The sequence below is a fragment of the Mycobacterium sp. MS1601 genome (assembly GCF_001984215.1).
GTDB lineage: Bacteria > Actinomycetota > Actinomycetes > Mycobacteriales > Mycobacteriaceae > Mycobacterium.
The window spans coordinates 2,122,859-2,142,756 of record NZ_CP019420.1; the positions used below are offsets into that span (position 1 = coordinate 2,122,859).

General features: G+C 66.3%; 20 protein-coding genes. 9 read left to right on the forward strand and 11 right to left on the reverse strand.

What is annotated here, in order from left to right; all coding sequences use genetic code 11:
• Window positions 1-12 precede the first annotated feature (12 nt).
• Window positions 13-384, reverse strand: a complete 372-nt coding sequence (locus BVC93_RS10425) for a hypothetical protein (RefSeq protein WP_083737103.1) — start codon at window positions 382-384, stop codon at window positions 13-15.
• A 177-nt stretch (window positions 385-561) separates the two neighbouring features.
• On the opposite strand from BVC93_RS10425, the gene BVC93_RS10430 reads away from it, so the two are divergent.
• A complete protein-coding gene (locus BVC93_RS10430; RefSeq protein ID WP_083740952.1) occupies window positions 562-723 on the forward strand; it encodes a CsbD family protein in 162 nt (53 codons plus the stop codon).
• Window positions 724-874: 151 nt separating this feature from the next.
• Here the strand turns inward: BVC93_RS10430 and BVC93_RS10435 are convergent, their stop codons facing one another.
• The 3 genes from BVC93_RS10435 to BVC93_RS10445 form a co-directional block, all read right to left on the reverse strand.
• The gene (locus BVC93_RS10435; protein WP_083740953.1) at window positions 875-1,942 is read right to left on the reverse strand and encodes a DUF4185 domain-containing protein; all 1,068 of its coding nucleotides are present in this window, start codon (window positions 1,940-1,942) and stop codon (window positions 875-877) included.
• A gap of 263 nt (window positions 1,943-2,205) precedes the next feature.
• Window positions 2,206-3,240: an aspartate-semialdehyde dehydrogenase gene (locus BVC93_RS10440; RefSeq protein WP_083737104.1), complete on the reverse strand. Its 1,035-nt coding sequence runs from the start codon at window positions 3,238-3,240 to the stop codon at window positions 2,206-2,208.
• Between the two features lie 2 nt (window positions 3,241-3,242).
• Entirely contained in the window at window positions 3,243-4,508 is a 1,266-nt protein-coding gene (locus BVC93_RS10445; protein WP_083737105.1) for an aspartate kinase, read from the reverse strand.
• Between the two features lie 86 nt (window positions 4,509-4,594).
• On the opposite strand from BVC93_RS10445, the gene BVC93_RS10450 reads away from it, so the two are divergent.
• Window positions 4,595-5,179 (forward strand): nitroreductase family protein, encoded by a 585-nt coding sequence (locus BVC93_RS10450; protein WP_083740954.1) that lies wholly within the window; start codon window positions 4,595-4,597, stop codon window positions 5,177-5,179.
• Window positions 5,180-5,182: 3 nt separating this feature from the next.
• On the opposite strand, the gene BVC93_RS10455 is transcribed toward BVC93_RS10450, so the two are convergent.
• Both BVC93_RS10455 and BVC93_RS10460 read right to left on the reverse strand, forming a co-directional pair.
• A complete protein-coding gene (locus tag BVC93_RS10455; protein WP_236950315.1) occupies window positions 5,183-5,635 on the reverse strand; it encodes a hypothetical protein in 453 nt (150 codons plus the stop codon).
• A 34-nt stretch (window positions 5,636-5,669) separates the two neighbouring features.
• On the reverse strand, window positions 5,670-6,683 hold the full coding sequence (locus tag BVC93_RS10460; RefSeq protein WP_083737106.1) for a hypothetical protein: 1,014 nt from the start codon (window positions 6,681-6,683) through the stop codon (window positions 5,670-5,672).
• A 182-nt stretch (window positions 6,684-6,865) separates the two neighbouring features.
• On the opposite strand from BVC93_RS10460, the gene leuA reads away from it, so the two are divergent.
• Complete coding sequence (gene leuA / locus BVC93_RS10465) at window positions 6,866-8,680, forward strand: 2-isopropylmalate synthase (RefSeq protein ID WP_083737107.1); 1,815 nt, start codon at window positions 6,866-6,868, stop codon at window positions 8,678-8,680.
• A gap of 134 nt (window positions 8,681-8,814) precedes the next feature.
• Window positions 8,815-10,674 carry a YVTN family beta-propeller repeat protein gene (locus tag BVC93_RS10470; protein ID WP_083737108.1) on the forward strand — a complete coding sequence of 620 codons (1,860 nt, stop codon included), beginning with the start codon at window positions 8,815-8,817 and terminating at the stop codon, window positions 10,672-10,674.
• Between the two features lie 10 nt (window positions 10,675-10,684).
• On the opposite strand, the gene BVC93_RS10475 is transcribed toward BVC93_RS10470, so the two are convergent.
• Window positions 10,685-11,674 (reverse strand): DEDDh family exonuclease, encoded by a 990-nt coding sequence (locus BVC93_RS10475; protein ID WP_083737109.1) that lies wholly within the window; start codon window positions 11,672-11,674, stop codon window positions 10,685-10,687.
• Window positions 11,675-11,806: 132 nt separating this feature from the next.
• Here BVC93_RS10475 and BVC93_RS10480 point away from each other — a divergent pair, with 132 nt between their 5' ends.
• Window positions 11,807-13,039, forward strand: coding sequence for a Mur ligase family protein (locus tag BVC93_RS10480; protein ID WP_083737110.1), 1,233 nt, complete (start codon window positions 11,807-11,809; stop codon window positions 13,037-13,039).
• A complete protein-coding gene (locus tag BVC93_RS10485) occupies window positions 13,036-13,743 on the forward strand; it encodes a type 1 glutamine amidotransferase (protein WP_083737111.1) in 708 nt (235 codons plus the stop codon). The genes BVC93_RS10480 and BVC93_RS10485 overlap by 4 nt, the downstream gene beginning before the upstream one ends.
• On the opposite strand, the gene BVC93_RS10490 is transcribed toward BVC93_RS10485, so the two are convergent.
• From BVC93_RS10490 to BVC93_RS10500, 3 genes are all read right to left on the reverse strand, one after another.
• Complete coding sequence (locus BVC93_RS10490; RefSeq protein ID WP_157516852.1) at window positions 13,740-14,648, reverse strand: endonuclease domain-containing protein; 909 nt, start codon at window positions 14,646-14,648, stop codon at window positions 13,740-13,742. The two genes, BVC93_RS10485 and BVC93_RS10490, sit on opposite strands and share 4 nt — an antisense overlap.
• A 227-nt stretch (window positions 14,649-14,875) precedes the next feature.
• On the reverse strand, window positions 14,876-15,487 hold the full coding sequence (gene recR, locus BVC93_RS10495; protein WP_083737112.1) for a recombination mediator RecR: 612 nt from the start codon (window positions 15,485-15,487) through the stop codon (window positions 14,876-14,878).
• Between the two features lies 1 nt (window position 15,488).
• Window positions 15,489-15,821: a YbaB/EbfC family nucleoid-associated protein gene (locus BVC93_RS10500; protein WP_083737113.1), complete on the reverse strand. Its 333-nt coding sequence runs from the start codon at window positions 15,819-15,821 to the stop codon at window positions 15,489-15,491.
• 98 nt (window positions 15,822-15,919) lie between these two features.
• Between BVC93_RS10500 and BVC93_RS10505 the strand changes: the two genes are divergently transcribed.
• Entirely contained in the window at window positions 15,920-16,669 is a 750-nt protein-coding gene (locus BVC93_RS10505) for an Rv3717 family N-acetylmuramoyl-L-alanine amidase (protein WP_083737114.1), read from the forward strand.
• On the opposite strand, the gene BVC93_RS10510 is transcribed toward BVC93_RS10505, so the two are convergent.
• Entirely contained in the window at window positions 16,666-17,106 is a 441-nt protein-coding gene (locus tag BVC93_RS10510; RefSeq protein ID WP_083737115.1) for an SRPBCC family protein, read from the reverse strand. The genes BVC93_RS10505 and BVC93_RS10510 overlap by 4 nt on opposite strands.
• Window positions 17,107-17,194: 88 nt before the next feature.
• On the opposite strand from BVC93_RS10510, the gene BVC93_RS10515 reads away from it, so the two are divergent.
• Both BVC93_RS10515 and BVC93_RS10520 read left to right on the forward strand, forming a co-directional pair.
• The gene (locus tag BVC93_RS10515) at window positions 17,195-18,574 is read left to right on the forward strand and encodes an FAD-binding oxidoreductase (protein WP_083737116.1); all 1,380 of its coding nucleotides are present in this window, start codon (window positions 17,195-17,197) and stop codon (window positions 18,572-18,574) included.
• Complete coding sequence (locus BVC93_RS10520) at window positions 18,571-19,884, forward strand: class I SAM-dependent methyltransferase (RefSeq protein WP_083737117.1); 1,314 nt, start codon at window positions 18,571-18,573, stop codon at window positions 19,882-19,884. Before BVC93_RS10515 ends, BVC93_RS10520 begins: the two co-directional genes overlap by 4 nt.
• Window positions 19,885-19,898 lie beyond the last annotated feature (14 nt).

Consider the following 19,898-nt stretch of genomic DNA (forward strand, 5'->3'; position numbering starts at 1 on the left):
GTTCACACGAAGTCAGGGACGCTGCGGCGGACTCGGCGGCGGCGACACCGGCCCGGGTCCGATATTGCCTGGTCCGGGACCTTCCATCCCCTGACCCGGACGCATCATCGGCGGTCCGGGCGGGCCGTCGCGGAACAGCATCTCATGGTGTGGGCGAGGCCCTTCGAAGTTCGGGATTCGCGGGCCGGACTGCTTGCCGAGGATGAATCCGGAGAAGAAGACCACAGCCACGATGAACACCACGCCGGCCACGATGCCCACCCAGGCAGCGGCCTGGACCACCCGATTCGACTTTGGCTCCTGGGCGACCACCACTGTCTCGGTCGCAGGTGAGGTGGCTACCGGGGCGACGGGCTGGGTTGCCGGTTCTGATGTTTCACTCATGCCTTCGATGATGCTCGTGTCGACCCCAGCGTGGGCTAGGTCCCGGCTATGCGGTGGCTGTGAGCAGCTCGATCCATCTCACAGTAGAAACGTGTTTCAACTCCGGGCTTGGGGAGGTATCCCTGAGCCAGGTTCAGCACGAGCCGGTTTCCACCATCAGCGATGAAGGAGAATTCCATGAGCGCCGAAAACAAGATCGACGACCTCGGCGGCAAGGTCAAGGAAGGCCTCGGCAAAGCGACTGGCGACAAGAGCACCGAGAACGAAGGCAAGCTCGACCAGGCCAAGGCCGGCGTCAAGGACGCCGCCGACAAGGTGAAAGACGTCTTCACGAAGTAATCGGTTTGTCCGGAGACGGGACGGCTATCCGCACGGTGGGCCCCGCTGCTCTATCGACGCACAATCCAGAGCATGGCCCAGCGAAGCCCCGCAACGCGAGTGTTGAGAGACCAGCACTCAGCGATGCGGGGCTTCGTCTTGTGCCTCGCCGTCAGCGAAGGGGATTGACCGCGAACTGGATCACCCGATACGGGGCTCGCTCGCGCGACTCGGTGTTCCACTGGCTGACGAACACCCGCACCTCCTCCAGGGTCGAACCCGGGGCGATATAGCCGCCGTACGGCTGAGCCAGTTGGTTGACTTCCGGCGGCGGCAGGCTCTCGGCAGGTTCCGGCCAAGCGTAGGCGCGCACCACGGTGGTGACCGGCGCCTGGCCCAGACCGGTGGGATCGTCGGCCACTCGGATCTCCATGTTGCCGGTGCTGGCGTTGAAGTACGACAGCACCGTCTTGCCGTCGAGTTGGCGCACACTCATCTCACCGATGCGGTCACCCCACAACGGTGCAGGCGGCGTCCCCCAACCCGCGGGCGACCAGCCCTGCCACCGTGCCCGGTCGGTGAACTCCGCCGGCGGCACCCGATACAACGTCACCGGCGCACTGCGGTCGAAGTTGTTGGTCACGATGTACACCCAACCGGTCTCCGAATCCGGCCTCGGGATGGGGTCGTAATAGCCACTGATCTGGGACTGCCGCCCCTGCGCGTAGCCCGCGTCGCGTTCCGACCCGGGCACCGTGACCCAATGATCCTGCGCAGCTTCGGCTTTCACCAATCGCGAGGACTGCGGTCGCAGGCTGGCGGTGGTGGTCACCATCAGCCAGTTCTCCCGATTGATCGACACGACGCCGGCGGGCAGCTGCGACGAACCTGGTGGGGTCGAGTCAGCGAGCAGCGGGGTGTGCACACCACTGACCCCGGTGTAGCGCACACCTCCCGGCTCGTCGAGCGACGCGCCGTCAACGTGCAGCGCCACCGGTGAGTACCAGCCGCCGAAGCCAACCCCCTGACCGGCGAAGCTGTCACCACACACCTGCAGCAGCTCAGTGGTGAACTCCATGAATTCACACAGATCAGTGGCCCCGATGCCGTAATCAGCTGTCGGCGTGCCCGTTCCGGCAATCGGGCCGATGCGGACCACCTGTCCGGGCTGCAGCGCGGGCAAGCCGACCTCCGGCGCGGCGTGCGCAACCGGACCCACCAGCAGCGGCAGCACAGCCATCGTCACAACCACAGCCTTCGAGCTCACGCAGCTACTGTAATGTCGGACCGGCGACCGATGCAGGGGCCACATGGCCATTGGCTGGCGCCCCAGACTCTCCCAGCCCTGTTCACTGCGTTCAGTCTGTGCAATGCGGATGTGCTCTGGACCCGGGTGCAGATACTGACCGTTGGTGGTGCCGGCAGCAAACACAACGACCGTGACCTGGACAAGTCAGGTCACGGTCGTGGGCAATGCGCCGCCGTAGCGGCGGTCGAGAGGTTCTACAGTTGCGCGGCCAGCAATTCGGCGATCTGTATGGTGTTGAGCGCCGCACCTTTACGCAGATTGTCTCCGGAGACGAACAAGGCCAGCCCCCGGCCGTCGGGCACACCCGGATCCTGGCGGATGCGACCCACCAGCGACTCGTCGACTCCGGCAGCCGCCAGCGGCGTCGGCACGTCGGTCAGCTTCACACCCGCCGCGTCGGCCAGCAGCTCACGGGCCCGGTCCGGCGTGATGGGCTGGGAGAACTCGGCATTGATGCTCAGCGAGTGACCCGTGAACACCGGAACCCGGACACAAGTGCCAGAGACCAGCAGCTCCGGGATACCGAGGATCTTGCGGCTCTCGTTGCGCAGCTTCTGATCCTCGTCGGTCTCACCAGTTCCGTCGTCGACCAGCGAGCCGGCCAGCGGGATCACGTTGAACGCAATGGGCGCAACGTATTTCACCGGCGCCGGGTACTCCAGCGCCGATCCGTCGTGCACCAACTGCTCGGCACCATCGATCACCGCACGTGCCTGCGACGCCAGTTCCTCCACCCCGGCCAGCCCGCTGCCGGACACCGCCTGGTAGCTGGACACGATCAGCCGGGTCAGGCCCGCCTCGTCGTGCAACGGCTTGAGCACCGGCATGGCAGCCATGGTGGTGCAGTTCGGGTTGGCGATGATGCCTTTGGGGCGGTTACCCGCATCCCTGTCGAAGTTGACTTCCGAGACCACCAACGGCACATCCGGGTCCTTGCGCCACGCCGACGAATTGTCCACCACCACAGCGCCTGCCGCGGCGAACCTCGGTGCCTGCACCCGGCTCATGGTGGCTCCGGCGGAGAACAGCGCGATGTCGATACCCGACGGGTCAGCGGTCTCGGAATCCTCGACCTCGATCTCCTGACCGCGGAAGCTCAGCTTCTTGCCCGCCGAGCGCGCCGAGGCGAAGAACCGCACGCCGTCGGCCGGGAAGTCACGCTCCTCCAGCAGGGTCCGCATGACCTGGCCCACCTGGCCGGTGGCACCCACTACTGCGATGTTGACCATTTCTAGCGTCCCGTTCCGCCGTAGACGACAGCCTCTTCGTCACTGCCGAGACCGAACGCCTCATGCAGTGCCGCGACGGCCTTGTCCAGTTCAGTGTCCTTGACCAGCACCGAGATTCGGATCTCGGAGGTCGAGATCAGGTCGATGTTGACGCCCACCTCGGCCAGCGCCTCGCAGAACTTCGCGGTGACGCCGGGATGGCTGCGCATACCGGCACCGATCAGCGACACCTTGCCGATGTGGTCGTCGTACAGCACCCGGGTGAAGCCGATCTCGCTCTGCAGCGACGTCAACTTCTCCACCGCGCCGGGTCCGTTGTCGCGAGCACAGGTGAAGGTGATGTCGGTCTTGCCGTCTTCGATCTTGGAGATGTTCTGCAGCACCATGTCGATGTTGACGTCGGCGTCGGCAACGGCGCGGAACACCTTGGCCGCATATCCGGGTACGTCGGGCAGACCGACAACGGTGACCTTGGCCTCGCTGCGGTCGTGGGCAACTCCGGTGAGAATGGCGTCTTCCATGGCGATGTCCTCGATCGATCCTTTGACGATGGTGCCGTGCTTGTCGGAGTACGACGAACGGACGTGGATGGGCAGGTCATAACGGCGGGCGTACTCGACGCAGCGCAACATCAGCACCTTCGCGCCGCACGCCGCCATCTCCAGCATCTCCTCGAAGCTCACGGTGTCGAGCTTCTTGGCATTGGGGACGATGCGCGGATCGGCGGTGTACACCCCGTCGACGTCGGTGTAGATCTCGCAGACATCGGCGCCCAGCGCCGCGGCCACCGCTACCGCGGTGGTATCGGAGCCGCCGCGGCCCAGCGTGGTGACATCCTTGGTGTCCTGACTGACGCCCTGGAAGCCGGCGACCAGCACGATGTGGCCCTCGTCGAGCGCCGAACGCAGTCGGGTGGGCGTGACATCGATGATCTTGGCGTTGCCGTGGGTGCCGGTGGTGACCACACCGGCCTGCGACCCGGTGAACGAGCGGGCCTGCGCACCGAGAGACTCGATGGCCATGGCAACCAGCGCATTGGAGATGCGCTCACCCGCGGTCAGCAGCAGATCGAGCTCGCGAGCCGGCGGCGCCGGAGACACCTGCTTGGCCAGGTCCAGCAGGTCATCAGTGGTGTCGCCCATTGCCGAGACCACCACGACGACATCGTTGCCCGCCTTCTTGGTCTCGACGATGCGCTCGGCGACGCGTCGGATCCGCTCGGCGTCTGCCACCGAGGATCCGCCGTATTTCTGCACGACGAGCGCCACTGTCTGCCCTTCCACACCGGAGTCTTGATCCCAACAAGGATAAGGGAGGAGAGCACGTGGTTTTTCCCGCCGGTAACCTCGCCATGATGCCTGAGCAGCCCACCGACCGGTCAGCCCTCACCGGCGTCCCGATTCACCCCGACATCGCCGCGCGCTGGAGTCCCCGGGCCTTCGACCCCGAGGCCGTAATCGACGACACTGATCTGCTGGCGCTGCTCGAGGCCGCGCGATGGGCTGCGACCTGGGGTGCACGGCAACCGGTCCGCTTCGTGGTGGGCCGACGCGGCGAGAGGCCGTTCGACGATCTGGCGGCGCAGTTGCGGCGCGGCAACGCCTACGCCAAGGCCGCCAGCGCCCTGATCCTGGTGTGCGCCGACGACGGCGAGGACGCCAACACCGCCCAGTACGCCCGGGTGGACGCGGGTGCGGCGATGGCGAACCTGGCCATCGAGGCGGTATCACGCGGTCTGCAGGTGCACCCGATGGCCGGCTTCGACGTCGACGGCGCTCGGCAGACCTTCGACCTTGCCGACGGGCTGGCCCCGCTGGCCATCGTCGCCGTCGGCCGCCTGGGCGATTACTCGCAGGTGCCCGAAGAGATCGTCGAGCGAGACAGTCGTCCACGTAGCCGTCGCCCCCTGTCGGAGGTCGTTCTCAACTGGCCGCTCTGACCGTCAGTTGACACATGCGGCGGTCAGTTCCGCCGTTTCCTGACTGATCCGGGCATTGAGGAAGTTCATGTCGTTGACCACGTCCGGAGTGGGCGCACCCGGGCTGTGCGTTTCGGCCGCGGCCCGCATCAGCGGCAGCTTGGAGACGAACTGGGAGGCCAGGTCCGCCAACCGGATCGCAGTGCCGCTCAGATTGGGGTCGTTGATCTGCTGGGCGCGCTGCGCCAGTCCATCCGCCCACTGCTGATAAGCCGCGTCCTCGGCGACCGTCGGGAGACCGTCTGAGGCATGCGAGGCGATCTGCTCACTCTGGGCCTTGTTGAACTCCAGCAGGTCCACCACCGGGCGGCACTCCTCGGATGTCCCGCGGTAGAAGAGCTCCGACACCACGATCGCCACCACTACGACGGCGACGGCAGCGATCGCCACCCACCAGCGTCGGTCCAGGCTTCTCACCGGCGCCACTGTAGCGGTGGCCCGGCGCCACGCGTCATCGGAACAGCCCGGCGGCTCGAACGGCCACCTGTTCTGCGAGGGTGTTTCCGGTACACGGTGCTTGCTTGCCGCTGACCTCCACGGTCGGCCTGATCGAGATGTCGCCGGTGTCCGCCAGGGCGCCGTTGCCGAGGCGCCGCTGCAGGTCCGGGCCGACGAACACCAGTGCCGAACAGGACCGGCGATCCAGATAGACGTCGGCGCCGGTGTGCTCGCGACCCTCGACAGCGGCGTCGACCAGCCGCGGCCGCAATGACAGCACCATCGGTACCGTGCCGCCGTCCGGGCCGCTGTCGATCCCGAACTCGCAGCGGTACGGACCGGTGCCCGGGACGTTCCAATAGCCGATGTCCCCGGCAGGCAACGCGGCGAGGATCTCGCAGGGATCACGCTCGGCCAGTGCAGTGGTGTACGCGGCGGCGCCATCACGCACCGGCAGCGACCCCCCGGCCACGCGTTCGGCGATCACCGACGCCACGCGGCGCACCGTGGCGCAGTCGGATTCGGCGACCATGCTGACCCGCAGATGGGGTTGCTCGGGCCCGAACAGCGGACTGGCACCGGGCAGGTCGGCCAGGTTCACCGGGATCAGGTACTCACAGGCTCCGTCGTACGCCTCCGATACCGGCAGGCTCTCGACAGTGAGAATCTCCGGACCGTGCGGCGTCGTGAGTTCGAGGGCCGCGCTGATGTAACTGGGCGCCGCGCGGCCCGGCACCTTGACTTCGACGTCGCACTGATTCAGCGCGAAAAGTGAACCCAACGACTGGATTTCACCCACTCGCGACAATGCTGCGCGGTCCACCAGCCCGCAGACGTCGATGCGGCGCAGTGCGCGTAGGTACGTCAGCCGGATCCTGTCGGGCGAACTCACCCGCTGCCCGAAGGACGCCGCCGGGCCGTCGAAGAAAACCGTCGGGTCGTCAGCCGCCGGCAGGGGCACCCCACTGACGGCACCGCACCCGCTGAGCAGGGCCGCGGCCAGCAGACCGCCCCCCAGCCACTTCACGGTCACAGTCTGGCAGCTGGAGGTGGGTTTTGGCAGCGCGGGAGACAGCGGTACAGTGGGCTCGTGCAGCGGGTGCTCCTTCTCGGACGCCGCGACGGGGTCTGATCCAGACTGGCCTCCCGTCGCGGGTGTTTCGCGATGCGCCGGTCTGATGTCAATCCAGACGAATCCGGAGCAAACCCATGACCGAGAATTTCAACCCCTCGACCGATGCCTTCAGCTCGGTACGCACCATCAACACCCCCGCCGGTGCCCCCAACCCCGGCCAGCCCGCCTGGAACACCCAGCGCGCATCCTCGATGCCGGTGAGCCGGTACCGCACCTTCGCCGAAGAAGTGGAAGACGTCGCCCTGCCGGACCGCACATGGCCGGACAAGGTGATCACCACCGCTCCGTCATGGTGTGCCGTCGACCTGCGTGACGGCAACCAGGCGCTGATCGACCCGATGAGCCCACAGCGCAAGCGGCGCATGTTCGACCTGCTGGTCCGGATGGGCTACAAGGAGATCGAGGTCGGCTTCCCGTCGGCGTCGCAGACCGACTTCGATTTCGTCCGCGAGATCATCGAGCAGGGCGCCATCCCCGACGACGTCACCATCCAGGTGCTGACGCAGTGCCGCCCCGAGCTGATCACCCGCACATTCGAGGCCTGCCAGGGCGCCCCGCGCGCCATCGTGCACTTCTACAACTCGACGTCGATCCTGCAGCGCCGGGTGGTGTTCCGCGCCGATCGTGACGCGGTGAAGAAGATCGCCACCGACGGCGCCCGCATGTGCGTCGACGAGGCCAAGAAGTACCCCGACACCCAATGGCGCTTCGAGTACTCGCCGGAGTCCTACACCGGCACCGAGCTGGAGTACGCCGTCGAGGTGTGCAACGCCGTCGCCGAGATCGTGGCACCCACCCCCGAGGTGCCGCTGATCGTCAACCTGCCCGCCACTGTGGAGATGGCCACCCCCAACGTCTACGCCGACTCGATCGAGTGGATGAATCGCCATCTGGCGCCGCGGGATTCGATCATCCTGAGCCTGCACCCGCACAATGACCGCGGCACCGCCGTGGCCGCCGCCGAGCTGGGCTACCAGGCCGGCGCCGACCGTATCGAAGGCTGTCTGTTCGGCAACGGCGAGCGCACCGGCAACGTGTGCCTGGTGACGCTGGGACTGAACCTGTTCAGCCGCGGCGTCGACCCGCAAATCGACTTCTCCAACATCGACGAGATCCGCCGTACCGTCGAATACTGCAACCAACTGCCTGTGCACGAGCGTCATCCCTACGGCGGTGACCTGGTCTACACGGCGTTCTCCGGCAGCCACCAGGACGCCATCAACAAGGGCCTGGACGCCATGAAGGTCTCCGCCGACGAGGCGGAAGCCGACGTAGACGACATCCTGTGGCAGGTGCCCTACCTGCCCATCGATCCCAAGGACGTCGGCCGCACGTATGAGGCCGTCATTCGGGTGAACTCGCAGTCCGGCAAAGGTGGCGTCGCGTACATCATGAAGGCCGACCACGGTCTGGCGCTGCCGCGGCGACTGCAGATCGAGTTCAGCCAGGCGATCCAGAAGATCACCGACGGTGAAGGCGGCGAGGTGTCGCCGAAGGTGATGTGGGACGCCTTCTCCGAGGAGTACCTCAAGCCCATCCGGCCGCTGGAGCGGATGCGCCAGAAGGTGGATGCCGCTGAGGTCGACGGCGGTACCGACACCATCACCGCCACGGTGAAGGTCGACGGCGAAGAGCGCGAGATCGTCGGCGCCGGCAACGGCCCGCTGGCAGCGTTCTGTGATGCGCTGGGCGCCATCGGTTTTGACGTCAACGTCCTGGACTACTCCGAGCACGCCATGTCTTCCGGCGAAGAGGCCCAGGCCGCCGCCTACGTCGAGGCGTCCATCGGCGGCAAGACGGTCTGGGGAGTGGGCATCGCGACGTCGATCACCACCGCGTCACTGCGGGCTGTGGTCTCGGCCGTGAACCGCGCCGCCGCGCGGGGCTAGTCAGCCGGCCGCTCTGTCGGTCGATCGGACGAATTCTGTCAGATACTAACGTCACGGTGCACCAGGCAGCCGGAGGCCTGATACAACCACCTCAGCGACAGCACCATGCATTGCGCGGGGCGGAGGAATCACCGATGGGCAACCGACGATCTGAGAAGCACGCGAAGCGGGCGGGGGCACGGGAACCCTATCGATGGTTAGGTGCCGGTGCCGTCACACTCGGTATCGGCGCAGCACTTGCCGTGGGTACCGGTGTGGCGCACGCCGAGGATTCCGCTACAGGCACATCCGCCGACTCCACCAGCAGCACTTCCACCGGTGACGCTGCGTCGGACCCTGCGTCCGACTCTAAGGACAGCGACGACCGCGCCGGGGATCGACCGTCTAATCACGACGGATCCCAGAGTTCGGACGCCGATGCGGAGGCCGACACGGACACCTCGGAGACCCCGGCGGAGAAGCGCTTCGGCTCTGGCAAGGACGTCGAGGGTACCTCGGCAGATACAGCAATCCACGCTGTCGAGGCAGCGTCAGATGAACCCGCCGAGGACGAACCCGATACGCCGCCGTCCGTCGACGTCGACGCGCTGTCAGTGCCCTCGGAGCCCTCGGAGCCCTCGGAGCCCTCGGAGCCCGGGGTTCCTCTGGAAGGGGCAGGTGTGGTGGCGGTGATGGCCGGCGTTCAGCGCCGAGAGATCACCGAACTCGACTCCCGCAACGTCGAGGTGGAGTACACCCACGCTGCCGTACAAACGGCCGCCGTCGCGGACTCCGCGCCCGCCGTGATCGAGAGTATCGCCGTGGGTGCAGGTCCGATCTCGGTGGAGATCAGCTCCGACGGCAAGCGCCTCTACACCACCAACGCCGGCGAGCACTCCGTGACGGTGATCGATACCGCCACCAACAATGTGCTGGCCACCATCCAGCTCGATGTCATTAGCAGCGACAGTGTCGTCGCGGTGAGCCCAGACAACAACCGTATCTACGTCAGCACGAACCACACCGTCACGGTGGTCGACACCACCAGTTATGCCGTCATCGCCACCATCCCTGTGGGGTCGGATCCCAACGGCTTGGCGGTTAGCCCGAACGGCCGACGCGTGTACGTGACCAATTCCGGCGACGGCTCGGTGTCGGTCATCGACACTGCCACATTGGCGACGATCGCCACCGTCCCTGTCGGCGATTTCCCCCTCCGGGTGGAGGTCAGCCCCCCAGGTACGCACGCCTACGTCACCAACGCGAATGGCAACACGGTGTCGGTTATCGACACCGCAACCAACACCGTCACCGCCACGATCGAAGTTGGCAGCGGTCCGCTCTGGTTGGACTTCAGCCCCGACGGCTCCCGAGTCTATGTCGGCAATTCTCGCAGCAATTCGGTGTCGGTGATTGATACCGCAGCCGGCATGGTCGTCGCCACGATCACCGTCGGCGGTTTTCCCGATGGCGTGAGATTCAGCCCCGACGGCAAGTACATCTATGTCACCAACGCTGCCGACGACACGGTATCGGTGATCGATGGCTCCACCTATTCCGTCGTGGGCAATCCGATCGCCGTGGGTGGTTGGCCAGACGGTCTGGCGGTGAGTCCGGACGGAACGCGCATCTACACCGCGAACAACAGCTCGAATACGGTGTCGGTAATCAATACCGGTCTGCCACCGTATGTTCCGAGCACCGGCGGAGGTGCTCGGTCACCATGGGATGACTTCTGGACAGGCGTCGGCCACATCGTCCGCGAGATACCGTCAGCCATCGAACTGGGCCTCAAGCAGGTACAGCGCGACATTGCGAAAAGAGTCGAAGATGCAGGCCGAATCGCCCGAGTCGCTTTAGGTGGTTTGGCGCAGGCGGCAGACAATGTGGTGAAAGCCCTCAAGCCGGTGGGCGAGGCCGTGGACACGGCCGTCAAGGTGGCGCGCAAGGCAGGGCCAATAGGCGCCGCAATCGGGTTCGTCTGGGATGTCTTCAACGGCCCTCCGGTCAGCTGACGACGCTGCCTCAGAAAAGAGCGAACTGGTCACCGTCGACGGTGGCATCGGTGAACTGATCCACGCCGGTGCCACCGACGACACCGGTCACGCGCTCCATGAACTCGACGTCCGAAACGACGGGCACACCGAGTTCACGGGCCAGGAAGCCCTTGCCCTGCTCAGGGGTGGCCTCGTTGCAGATCACCAGTGACGTCTCGGGATCCACCGAGTCGCAGTACGCCAGCCCGGCAGCCAGGATGCGCTCCACCAGCTCCTCGTGGGTGCGGCGAACCTCCGACGACAGGGCCACCCGCATGCCCTGTACCAGCGGACGGCCACTGACGTAGCGGCCCGGGTTCTGGTACGGGCAGGGCATCCGGGCGGCCAGCATCTTCAGCGGGCGCAGCTCGTCGTGGGTGACGCGTCCGTTGGGCCACGTGCGGCGGGTAACCGGGCGGATCGGCAACCAGATGCCACGATCACGCGCGCGGTGCAGCGCCGGCTGCAACACCTGGGCCAGCACCGAGGCGTCGTCGAACGCATCGTGGGGTCGCAGCTGCGCCACCCCCCAGTGCCGGGCCAGGGTCTCCAACCGGAAGTTCTCCAGCTCCAGGCCCAGTCGACGGGAGAGTTCGACGGTGCACATCACGGTTTCGGTGGGCAGTTCGGCGCCGACCAGCTCAGCCTCGGCAGCCAGGAACGAGTAGTCGAACGCCACATTGTGGGCGACCAGCGTGCGTCCTTTGAGCAACTGGGCGACGTCGGTGATGATGTCACCGAAGGTGGGTTGGTCTTCCAGCATCTCCGAGGTGAGGCCGTGCACGTGTGTGGGGCCGGGGTCGACACCCGGGTTCAAGAGGCTGACCACCGACTCTTCGACGTGACCCGCACTGTCCAGGGCCAGTGCTGCGATGCTGATGACGCGGGCCTGACCGGGGCTGAATCCGGTGGTCTCGAGATCCACCACCACCCAGCCTTCGCCCGCGTCTGCCGCCGGTCGGCCCCATTCATGCCTCACGCAGCCAGGATGGCACGCGGCTCCGACAATCCCCGGTCTTCGCCGCGCTGTGGAAAACCGTGTCGATCCAGCCCGGTCGCCGATGCGGCCGGGGACACAGGGCCAGGCTGCAGCGGAACTAGACTCACCCGGGTGATCTCACCCCGCGGACGTGTCGCCTTGGCCGCCGGCGCCGGCGCGCGCTGGGCATCGAGGGTGACCGGGCGCGGCGCCGGAGCCATGATCGGCGGCCTGGTCTCCATGACCCTGGACCGCTCCATCCTGAGCCAGCTGGGCCGTGGCCGTCGCTCGGTGGTGGTCACCGGCACCAACGGCAAGTCCACCACCACCCGGATGACGGCCGCGGCGCTGGCCACCATGGGCCCCGTCGCCACCAATGCCGAAGGCGCCAACATGGACGCCGGGCTGATCGCGGCGCTGGCAGCCGAGCGCACCGCGGGTCTGGCTGCACTCGAGGTCGACGAGATGCACGTGCCGCACGTGTCAGATGCGGTGGAGCCCGCGGTGATCGTGCTGCTCAATTTGTCGCGCGATCAGCTGGACCGCGTCGGCGAGATCAATCACATCGAACGGACGTTGCGCGCGGGGCTGGCCCGGCATCCGTCGGCCGTGGTGGTGGCCAACTGCGACGACGTGTTGATGACATCGGCGGCCTACGACAGCCCGAACGTGGTGTGGGTGGCCGCAGGAGGTGGCTGGGCCAACGACTCGGTGAGCTGCCCGCGCAGCGGCGAGATCATCGTCCGCGACGGGTCCGACTGGCACTCGACCGGCACCGACTTCAAGCGACCCAGCCCGCAGTGGTGGTACGACGACGACTCGCTGTACGGACCCGACGGGCTGGTCTTGCCGATGTCCCTGGCGCTGCCCGGCACGGTGAACCGGGGCAATGCCGCCCAGGCCGTCGCTGCGGCAGTGGCGTTGGGCGCGTCGCCTGCCGAGGCGGTGGCAGCGGTGTCACTGGTGGACGAGGTGGCGGGCCGCTACCGAACCGTACGGGTGGGCGCGCACACCGTGCGGGTGCTGCTGGCCAAGAATCCCGCCGGCTGGCAGGAGGCGCTGTCGATGATCGACAAGCAGACTGCGGGCGTGGTGATCGCGGTGAACGGGCAGGTGCCCGACGGCGAGGATCTGTCCTGGCTGTGGGATGTGCGGTTCGAGGAGTTCGAAGCGCACTTCAACACGACTCCAGTGGTCGCTGCCGGTGAACGCGGCACCGACCTCGCGGTCCGACTCGGCTACGCCGGCGTCGAACACACCCTGGTCCATGACACCTTGGCCGCCATCGCGTCGTGCCCACCGGGGCACGTCGAGGTGGTTGCCAACTACACCGCGTTCCTCGCCTTGAATCGGGTCATCGGATGACGGTGCGCATCGGGTTGGTGCTGCCCGACGTCATGGGCACCTACGGTGATGGCGGCAACGCCGTGGTGCTGCGGCAGCGGCTGCGGCTGCGTGGCATCGACGCCGAGATCATCGAGATCACGCTGGCCGACCCGGTGCCCGCCGAGCTCGACCTCTACACCCTGGGCGGTGCCGAGGATTACGCGCAGCGGCTGGCCACCAAACACCTGCTGCGCTACCCGGGCTTGCAAAAAGCTGTTGCCCGCGGCGCACCGGTGCTGGCGATCTGCGCGGCCATCCAGGTGCTCGGCCATTGGTACGAGACCTCGGCCGGTGAGCGCGTCGAGGGCGTCGGGCTGCTCGACGTCACAACGTCACCGCAGCAGGCGCGCACCATCGGCGAAGTGGCATCCACGCCACTGCTCGACGGCCTATCCCAGCCGTTGACGGGCTTCGAAAACCACCGCGGCGGAACGATTCTGGGCTCGGCCGCCCGGCCGCTGGCCGCCGTCACCAAGGGTGCGGGCAACCGCGCAGGCGACGGCTATGACGGGGCCGTGCAGGGCAGCGTCGTCGCCACCTATCTGCACGGGCCGTGCCTGGCCCGCAATCCCGAGCTGGCCGATCACCTGCTGTCGCAGGTGGTGGGTGAACTGCCGCCACTGGAGCTGCCCGAGGTGGATCGGTTGCGTCGCGAACGGCTTGCGGCCCCACGCCGGGTCTAGGCCGACTTCCGAGACGTAAACGTGTGCGACGTCTTTCGGAGTGTCGTCGCAGATCGTTCAGTGTCGCGCAATCCACGTTGGTGCAAGGCGGCCCGAACCCGTGCGACGATGTCGTCGTCGCTGTCCTCGGCGATCACCCGGATGACGATCCATCCGGCATGTTCCAACCTGCGCAGTCGCGCCTGATCGCGCACGTACTGCCTGCGATCGGATCTGTGTTGATCGCCGTCGTACTCGACGGCCACCTTGAGCTCAGGCCAGCCCATGTCGAGAAATCCGATCAGGTGACCGTCGGCGGCGGCTGGAATCTGCGTCTGCGGGCGGGGAAACCCCTGGTCGATCAACAGCAATCGGAGCCAACTCTCCTTCAGAGAAGCCGCGCCGGGGTCGACCAGCGGCAGCAACTTGCGCAGTTGGCGGAGTCCTCGTACACGTGGATGCAGGCCACAGAGCGCCTCGACCTTCGCCGTGGAGAACGCCGTCGCTCTCTTCAGCGCGTCGAGTCGCCCCAATGCCTCTGCTTCGGGGCAGTGGCGGCCGAGGTCGAAAGCTGTGCGCACCGGCGTGGTGGCCACCACGCCGCATGAGCGGCCTATCTCCGCCTCGGTGACGGATTCGTTGCGCGTGATGATCCCCGAGGGCGGGTTGGTGTTCTGAGAGATCAGCTCGATGGGAACGTCATCGTCAACCCAGTCCGACCCGCGTAGGGCCGCTGCCGCCAAACCCGCAATGACGCCCCGTTCTCGCGACCACTTCCACGCCCCGACTGTGCGCATACGCAACGATGGCATCGCGAAGTTGGCCATGTAGATACCTGGGTAGAGGGAAACAAAGCCGGAACGCAGCTCGTACGGCGTGAGCAGCCCCTCGTGTACTGCTCGACTGCCGATGAAAACGTCATCCATGCCGCGAAATGTGCCAGCCGAGGCCGACAGTTCGTCGAGACGTAAACCTTTGCGATGCCGGACGGCGTGTTGTCGCAGCAGGTTACGTGTCGCGAAAAGAGCCTCGGAATCAGGCCCCAACCCCAGCCCGACCTCCTTCGCCTGGCTCCTCCGTCGCCAGCCTCGGAATCAGGCCCCAACCCCAGCCCGACCTCCTTCGCCTGGCTCCTCCGTCGCCAGCCTCGGAATCAGGCCATCGCGCGGCGGCCGGCCAGCGCTCGGCCCAGAGTCAGCTCGTCGGCGAACTCCAGGTCACCGCCCATCGGCAGACCCGAGGCGATTCGGGTGACGGACAGCCCCGGGATGTCGCGCAGCATGCGCACGAGGTAGGTGGCCGTAGCCTCGCCCTCGGTGTTGGGGTCGGTCGCGATGATGACCTCGGTGATGTCGACGCCGTCGACGCGCTCACCGATGCGGTTCAGCAGCTCACGGATCCGCAGCTGCTCGGGCCCGATGCCCGACAAAGGGTCCAGCGCCCCGCCGAGCACGTGGTAGCGACCGCGGAACTCGCGGGTGCGTTCGACGGCCTGGACGTCCTTGGGCTCCTCGACCACACACACCAGCGTGCCGTCACGGCGCGGATCACTGCAGATCCGGCATCGCTGCGCGTCGGAGACGTTGCCGCACATGTCGCAGAAGGTCACCCCGTCGCGGATCCGGCCCAGCACCGCGGTCAGCCGATCGATGTCCGGCGGCTCCACCGACAGCAGATGAAACGCGATGCGCTGCGCGCTCTTCGGACCGACGCCTGGCAGCTTGCCCAGCTCGTCGATCAGATCCTGGACCGGTCCTTCGAACAATTCAGAAGCCCGGGAGACCCAGAGCGTCGCCCATCCCGGCCAGCCCACCGAGGCGACTCTTGGCAAGGGCGGCCACCTGGTTGGACGCATCGGCGAGCGCGCCGACGATCAGGTCCTGCAGCGTTTCGACATCCTCGGGGTCGACGACCTTGGGGTCGATGGAGACACCGACCACCTCGCCGCTGCCCTTGACGGTCACCTGAACCAAGCCTCCGCCGGCCTGTCCGTGTACCTCGGCGTTCGCCAACGCCGCCTGAGCCTCCATCACCTGCTGCTGCATCTGCTGTGCCTGCGCCAGCAGTGCCGACATGTCCGGCGTGCCTCCGGGTTGCATGACAGTCCCCTTGCATCTTGATTTCGTGTTGGTCTCGACTGCGCCGTGATGGGCTTTTGCCCTTTCAAGCCTAGACGCCCTGCCGCTACGGTGACGCCGTGCCAGTCCCAGCCTGCCTACGTGTCGGGGCCGCGACGATCACCGGCGCGCTCGTTGCCGCCTCCGTCCTGATCGCGCCCCTGGCTGCTGCCGCGCCCGCGGGCCTCGCCGGCAAGATCGTGTTCCTCGATCCCGGCCACAACGGCGCCAACGACGCATCCATCAGCAGGCAGGTACCGACCGGCCGCGGCGGCACCAAGGACTGCCAGGCCAGTGGCACCTCCACCGACGAGGGCTACCCCGAGCATTCGTTCACCTGGGAGACCACGCTGCGGATCCGGCAGGCGCTCAGCGCGCTGGGCGTCCGCACGGCGATGTCCCGCGGCGACGACACCGGGCTCGGCCCGTGCGTCGACGAACGCGCTGCCATGGCCAACGCACTGCAGCCGGATGCCATCGTGTCGATCCACGCCGACGGCGGTCCAGCCAACGGCCGCGGTTTCCACGTGCTCTACTCGTCGCCGCCGCTCAACGCCGCGCAGGCCGGGCCGTCGGTGCGCTTCGCCCAGCTGATGGCCAACCAACTGCAGGGCTCGGGCATCCCAGCATCGAACTACATCGGTCAGAACGGCCTGAACCCCCGCTCCGACATCGCCGGGCTGAACCTGGCTCAGTATCCGTCGATCCTGGTGGAGCTGGGCAACATGAAGAACCCGGCCGACAAGGCGTTGATAACCACCCCGGAAGGGCGGCAGAAGTACGCCGACGCCGTGGTGCGCGGGATCGCGGCGTTCCTGCAGACAGGCTAGCTCTTCTCGACTTCCTTCTTCAGGTTCTCCAGCACCTCGGCCTGGATCTTCTTCAGGCCCAGCGGCGCGAAGGTCTTCTCGAAGAAGCCCTTGATGCCGCCGGCCCCGGTCCAGGTGGTCTTGGTGGTGACCGTCGACCCGGTTCCCGCTGGAGCAACCGTCCAGTTGGTGATCAGTGACGAGTTCGCATCTTTCTCGATCACCGTGCGTCCTGCCACGTCCACAGTCGACTTGACCACCCGCGACCGGGACTCGGTGGCCTGCAGTTTCCAAGTGACGACGGTGCCTGCCCCCTGCCCACCCTCGAGTACCTGGTACTCGCTGTAGTGCGAGGACAGAATCTTGGGCCGAACTCCTCGGTAGTCGGCCACAGCGGCCAGAACCGCCTCCGGCGTGGCGTTGATCAGGACCGTGCTGGCCGCGCTGACCTGTCCCATCAGGTAAAACTCCTCTGTCGCGAAATCGTGACGCTCGATGCACCGCTGAGCGGTCGCATCGGCCGTAGACGCGGACTAGCGTATATGCGTGTCCGTTCCTGTAGCTGATGCGCGTTCTGCTCACGCTGCCGGTGTTGAGCGGTTGCTCGCTAGCTATCGCGCCATCCCGCCCGCCGCCACCGTCCGTTTGGCAAAGCCGACCTCGAACCTGTTCCGCGCGCGGGCCAAGCGGGATGCCCCCGGTCTGGACACATCCGGGCTGACCGACGTCATCTCGGTGGACCCGGCCGCCCGCACCGCCGAGGTCGCAGGCATGTGCACCTACGAAGACCTGGTGGCAGCGACGCTGCCCTACGGCCTGACACCGCTGGTGGTGCCGCAGCTCAAGACGATCACCCTCGGTGGCGCTGTCACCGGGCTGGGCATCGAATCCACCTCTTTCCGCAACGGGCTGCCGCACGAATCAGTGCTGGAGATGGACATCCTCACCGGCACCGGCGAGATTGTCACCGCATCAGCCGAGCTGCACCCGGACCTGTTTCGGGCGTTCCCCAATTCCTATGGCACGCTTGGCTACTCGGTACGGCTGAAGATCGAGCTGGAGCAGGTCAAACCGTTTGTCGCGCTCACCCATCTCCGATTCCACAGTGTCGCTGAGTTGATCTCGGCAATGGAACGCATCATCGAGACCGGCGGTCACAACGGCCAGCGGGTGGATTACCTCGACGGTGTGGTTTTCAGCGCCGACGAGTCCTACCTCGTCCTCGGGATCGGCACTGCCACACCAGGTCCTGTCAGCGATTACACAGGAATGGATGTCTACTATCAGTCCATTCGGCACCCCGCCGGCGAAAAGCACGACCGCCTGACCATCCATGACTATCTGTGGCGCTGGGACACCGACTGGTTCTGGTGCTCACGAGCTTTCGGCGCCCAGAACCCACGGATCCGTCGATTCTGGCCGCGCCGCTACCGCCGTAGCAGCTTCTACTGGAAGTTGATCGGCTACGACCAGCGCTTCGACATCGCAGACCGCATCGAGAAGCGCAACGGCCGCCCGCCGCGGGAACGGGTGGTGCAGGACATCGAGGTGCCGATCGAACGCACCGCCGAGTTTGTGAACTGGTTCCTCGATGAAGTTCCCATCGAGCCGATCTGGTTGTGTCCCTTACAGTTACGCGGAAACCAGAGCTGGCCCCTCTACCCGATCCGGCCTGGGCACACCTACGTCAACGTGGGTTTCTGGTCGTCGGTGCCGGTGGGTCCCGAGCCGGGGTACACGAACAGGCTGATCGAGAAGAAAGTCAGCGAACTCGACGGGCATAAATCGCTGTACTCCGATGCTTATTACACCAAGGATGAGTTCGACGTCCTGTACGGCGGCGAGGCCTACAAGACTGTGAAGAAGACCTACGATCCTGATACACGGTTGCTCGATCTGTATGCGAAGGCGGTGCAACGACGATGACGCTCTTTAAAGACCCCGCTCCGGCCAAGGCCGGAAAGCTGACCTTGGCCGAGATCCTCGAGATCCTCACCGCCAGCGGCGAACTGCCGTTGAAGTTCACTGCCTATGACGGCAGCACCGCCGGACCCGCGGACGCGGACCTCGGCCTGGACCTGCTGACCCCTCGAGGGACCACCTATCTGGCCACCGCACCCGGCGATCTGGGCCTGGCCCGCGCCTACATCTCCGGCGACCTCGACGCCCGCGGCGTGCATCCCGGTGACCCGTACGAACTGCTCAAAGCAATGGCCGACAAGCTGGAGTTCAAGCTGCCACCAGCTCGCACCCTGGCCGGCATCGTCCGTTCCATCGGTATCGAGCACCTCAAGCCCATCGCCCCGCCGCCGCAGGAGGCACTGCCGCGCTGGCGACGGGTTGCGGAAGGTCTGCGGCACAGCAAGTCCCGTGACGCCGAGGCCATCCACCATCACTATGACGTGTCCAACACCTTCTACGAATGGGTGCTTGGACCGTCGATGACCTACACGTGTGCCTGTTACCCCCACGCCGACGCTTCTCTGGAAGAAGCCCAGGAGAACAAGTACCGACTGGTCTTCGAGAAGCTGAGACTCAAACCCGGGGACCGACTGCTGGACGTAGGTTGCGGCTGGGGCGGGATGGTGCGCTATGCCGCACGTCACGGCGTCAAGGTAATCGGAGCGACGCTGTCGGCTGAGCAGGCAGCGTGGGCACAGAAAGCCATCGTGGACCAAGGCCTGTCGGATCTTGCCGAAGTCCGCCACACCGACTACCGCGACGTCATGGAATCCGGGTTCGACGCGGTGTCGTCGATCGGACTCACCGAGCACATCGGCGTCCACAATTACGCGGGCTACTTCCGGTTCCTGCAGTCGAAACTGCGCACCGGCGGACTACTGCTCAATCACTGCATCACCCGGCCGGACAACAGGTCGACAGCGGCGGCCGGAGGCTTCATCGACCGCTACGTCTTCCCCGACGGCGAACTGACCGGTTCGGGGCGCATCATCACCGAGGCCCAGGACGTCGGGCTCGAAGTGGTGCACGAGGAGAACCTGCGCCACCACTACGCGATGACACTGCGCGACTGGTGCCGCAATCTCGTCGAACACTGGGACGAGGCCGTCGCCGAGGTGGGCTTGGCCACCGCGAAGGTCTGGGGTCTGTACATGGCCGGCTCCCGGCTGGGATTCGAGACCAATGTGGTGCAACTGCACCAGGTGCTGGCGGTCAAGCTGGACGACAAGGGGTCCGACGGCGGACTTCCGCTGCGCCCATGGTGGACTGCCTAGGTCCTCTGTAGCCC

Bases quoted from the DNA above. Each gene is read 5' to 3' on its own strand.
- BVC93_RS10485 (WP_083737111.1), top strand. From the start codon at position 13,036: ATGACGGTGCGCATCGGGTTGGTGCTGCCCGACGTCATGGGCACCTAC.
- BVC93_RS10470 (WP_083737108.1), top strand. From the start codon at position 8,815: ATGGGCAACCGACGATCTGAGAAGCACGCGAAGCGGGCGGGGGCACGG.
- BVC93_RS10500 (WP_083737113.1), bottom strand. From the start codon at position 15,821: ATGCAACCCGGAGGCACGCCGGACATGTCGGCACTGCTGGCGCAGGCA.
- BVC93_RS10430 (WP_083740952.1), top strand. From the start codon at position 562: ATGAGCGCCGAAAACAAGATCGACGACCTCGGCGGCAAGGTCAAGGAA.
- BVC93_RS10450 (WP_083740954.1), top strand. From the start codon at position 4,595: ATGCCTGAGCAGCCCACCGACCGGTCAGCCCTCACCGGCGTCCCGATT.
- BVC93_RS10510 (WP_083737115.1), bottom strand. From the start codon at position 17,106: ATGGGACAGGTCAGCGCGGCCAGCACGGTCCTGATCAACGCCACGCCG.
- BVC93_RS10425 (WP_083737103.1), bottom strand. From the start codon at position 384: ATGAGTGAAACATCAGAACCGGCAACCCAGCCCGTCGCCCCGGTAGCC.
- BVC93_RS10520 (WP_083737117.1), top strand. From the start codon at position 18,571: ATGACGCTCTTTAAAGACCCCGCTCCGGCCAAGGCCGGAAAGCTGACC.
- leuA (WP_083737107.1), top strand. From the start codon at position 6,866: ATGACCGAGAATTTCAACCCCTCGACCGATGCCTTCAGCTCGGTACGC.
- BVC93_RS10490 (WP_157516852.1), bottom strand. From the start codon at position 14,648: ATGGATGACGTTTTCATCGGCAGTCGAGCAGTACACGAGGGGCTGCTC.
- BVC93_RS10435 (WP_083740953.1), bottom strand. From the start codon at position 1,942: ATGGCTGTGCTGCCGCTGCTGGTGGGTCCGGTTGCGCACGCCGCGCCG.
- BVC93_RS10440 (WP_083737104.1), bottom strand. From the start codon at position 3,240: ATGGTCAACATCGCAGTAGTGGGTGCCACCGGCCAGGTGGGCCAGGTC.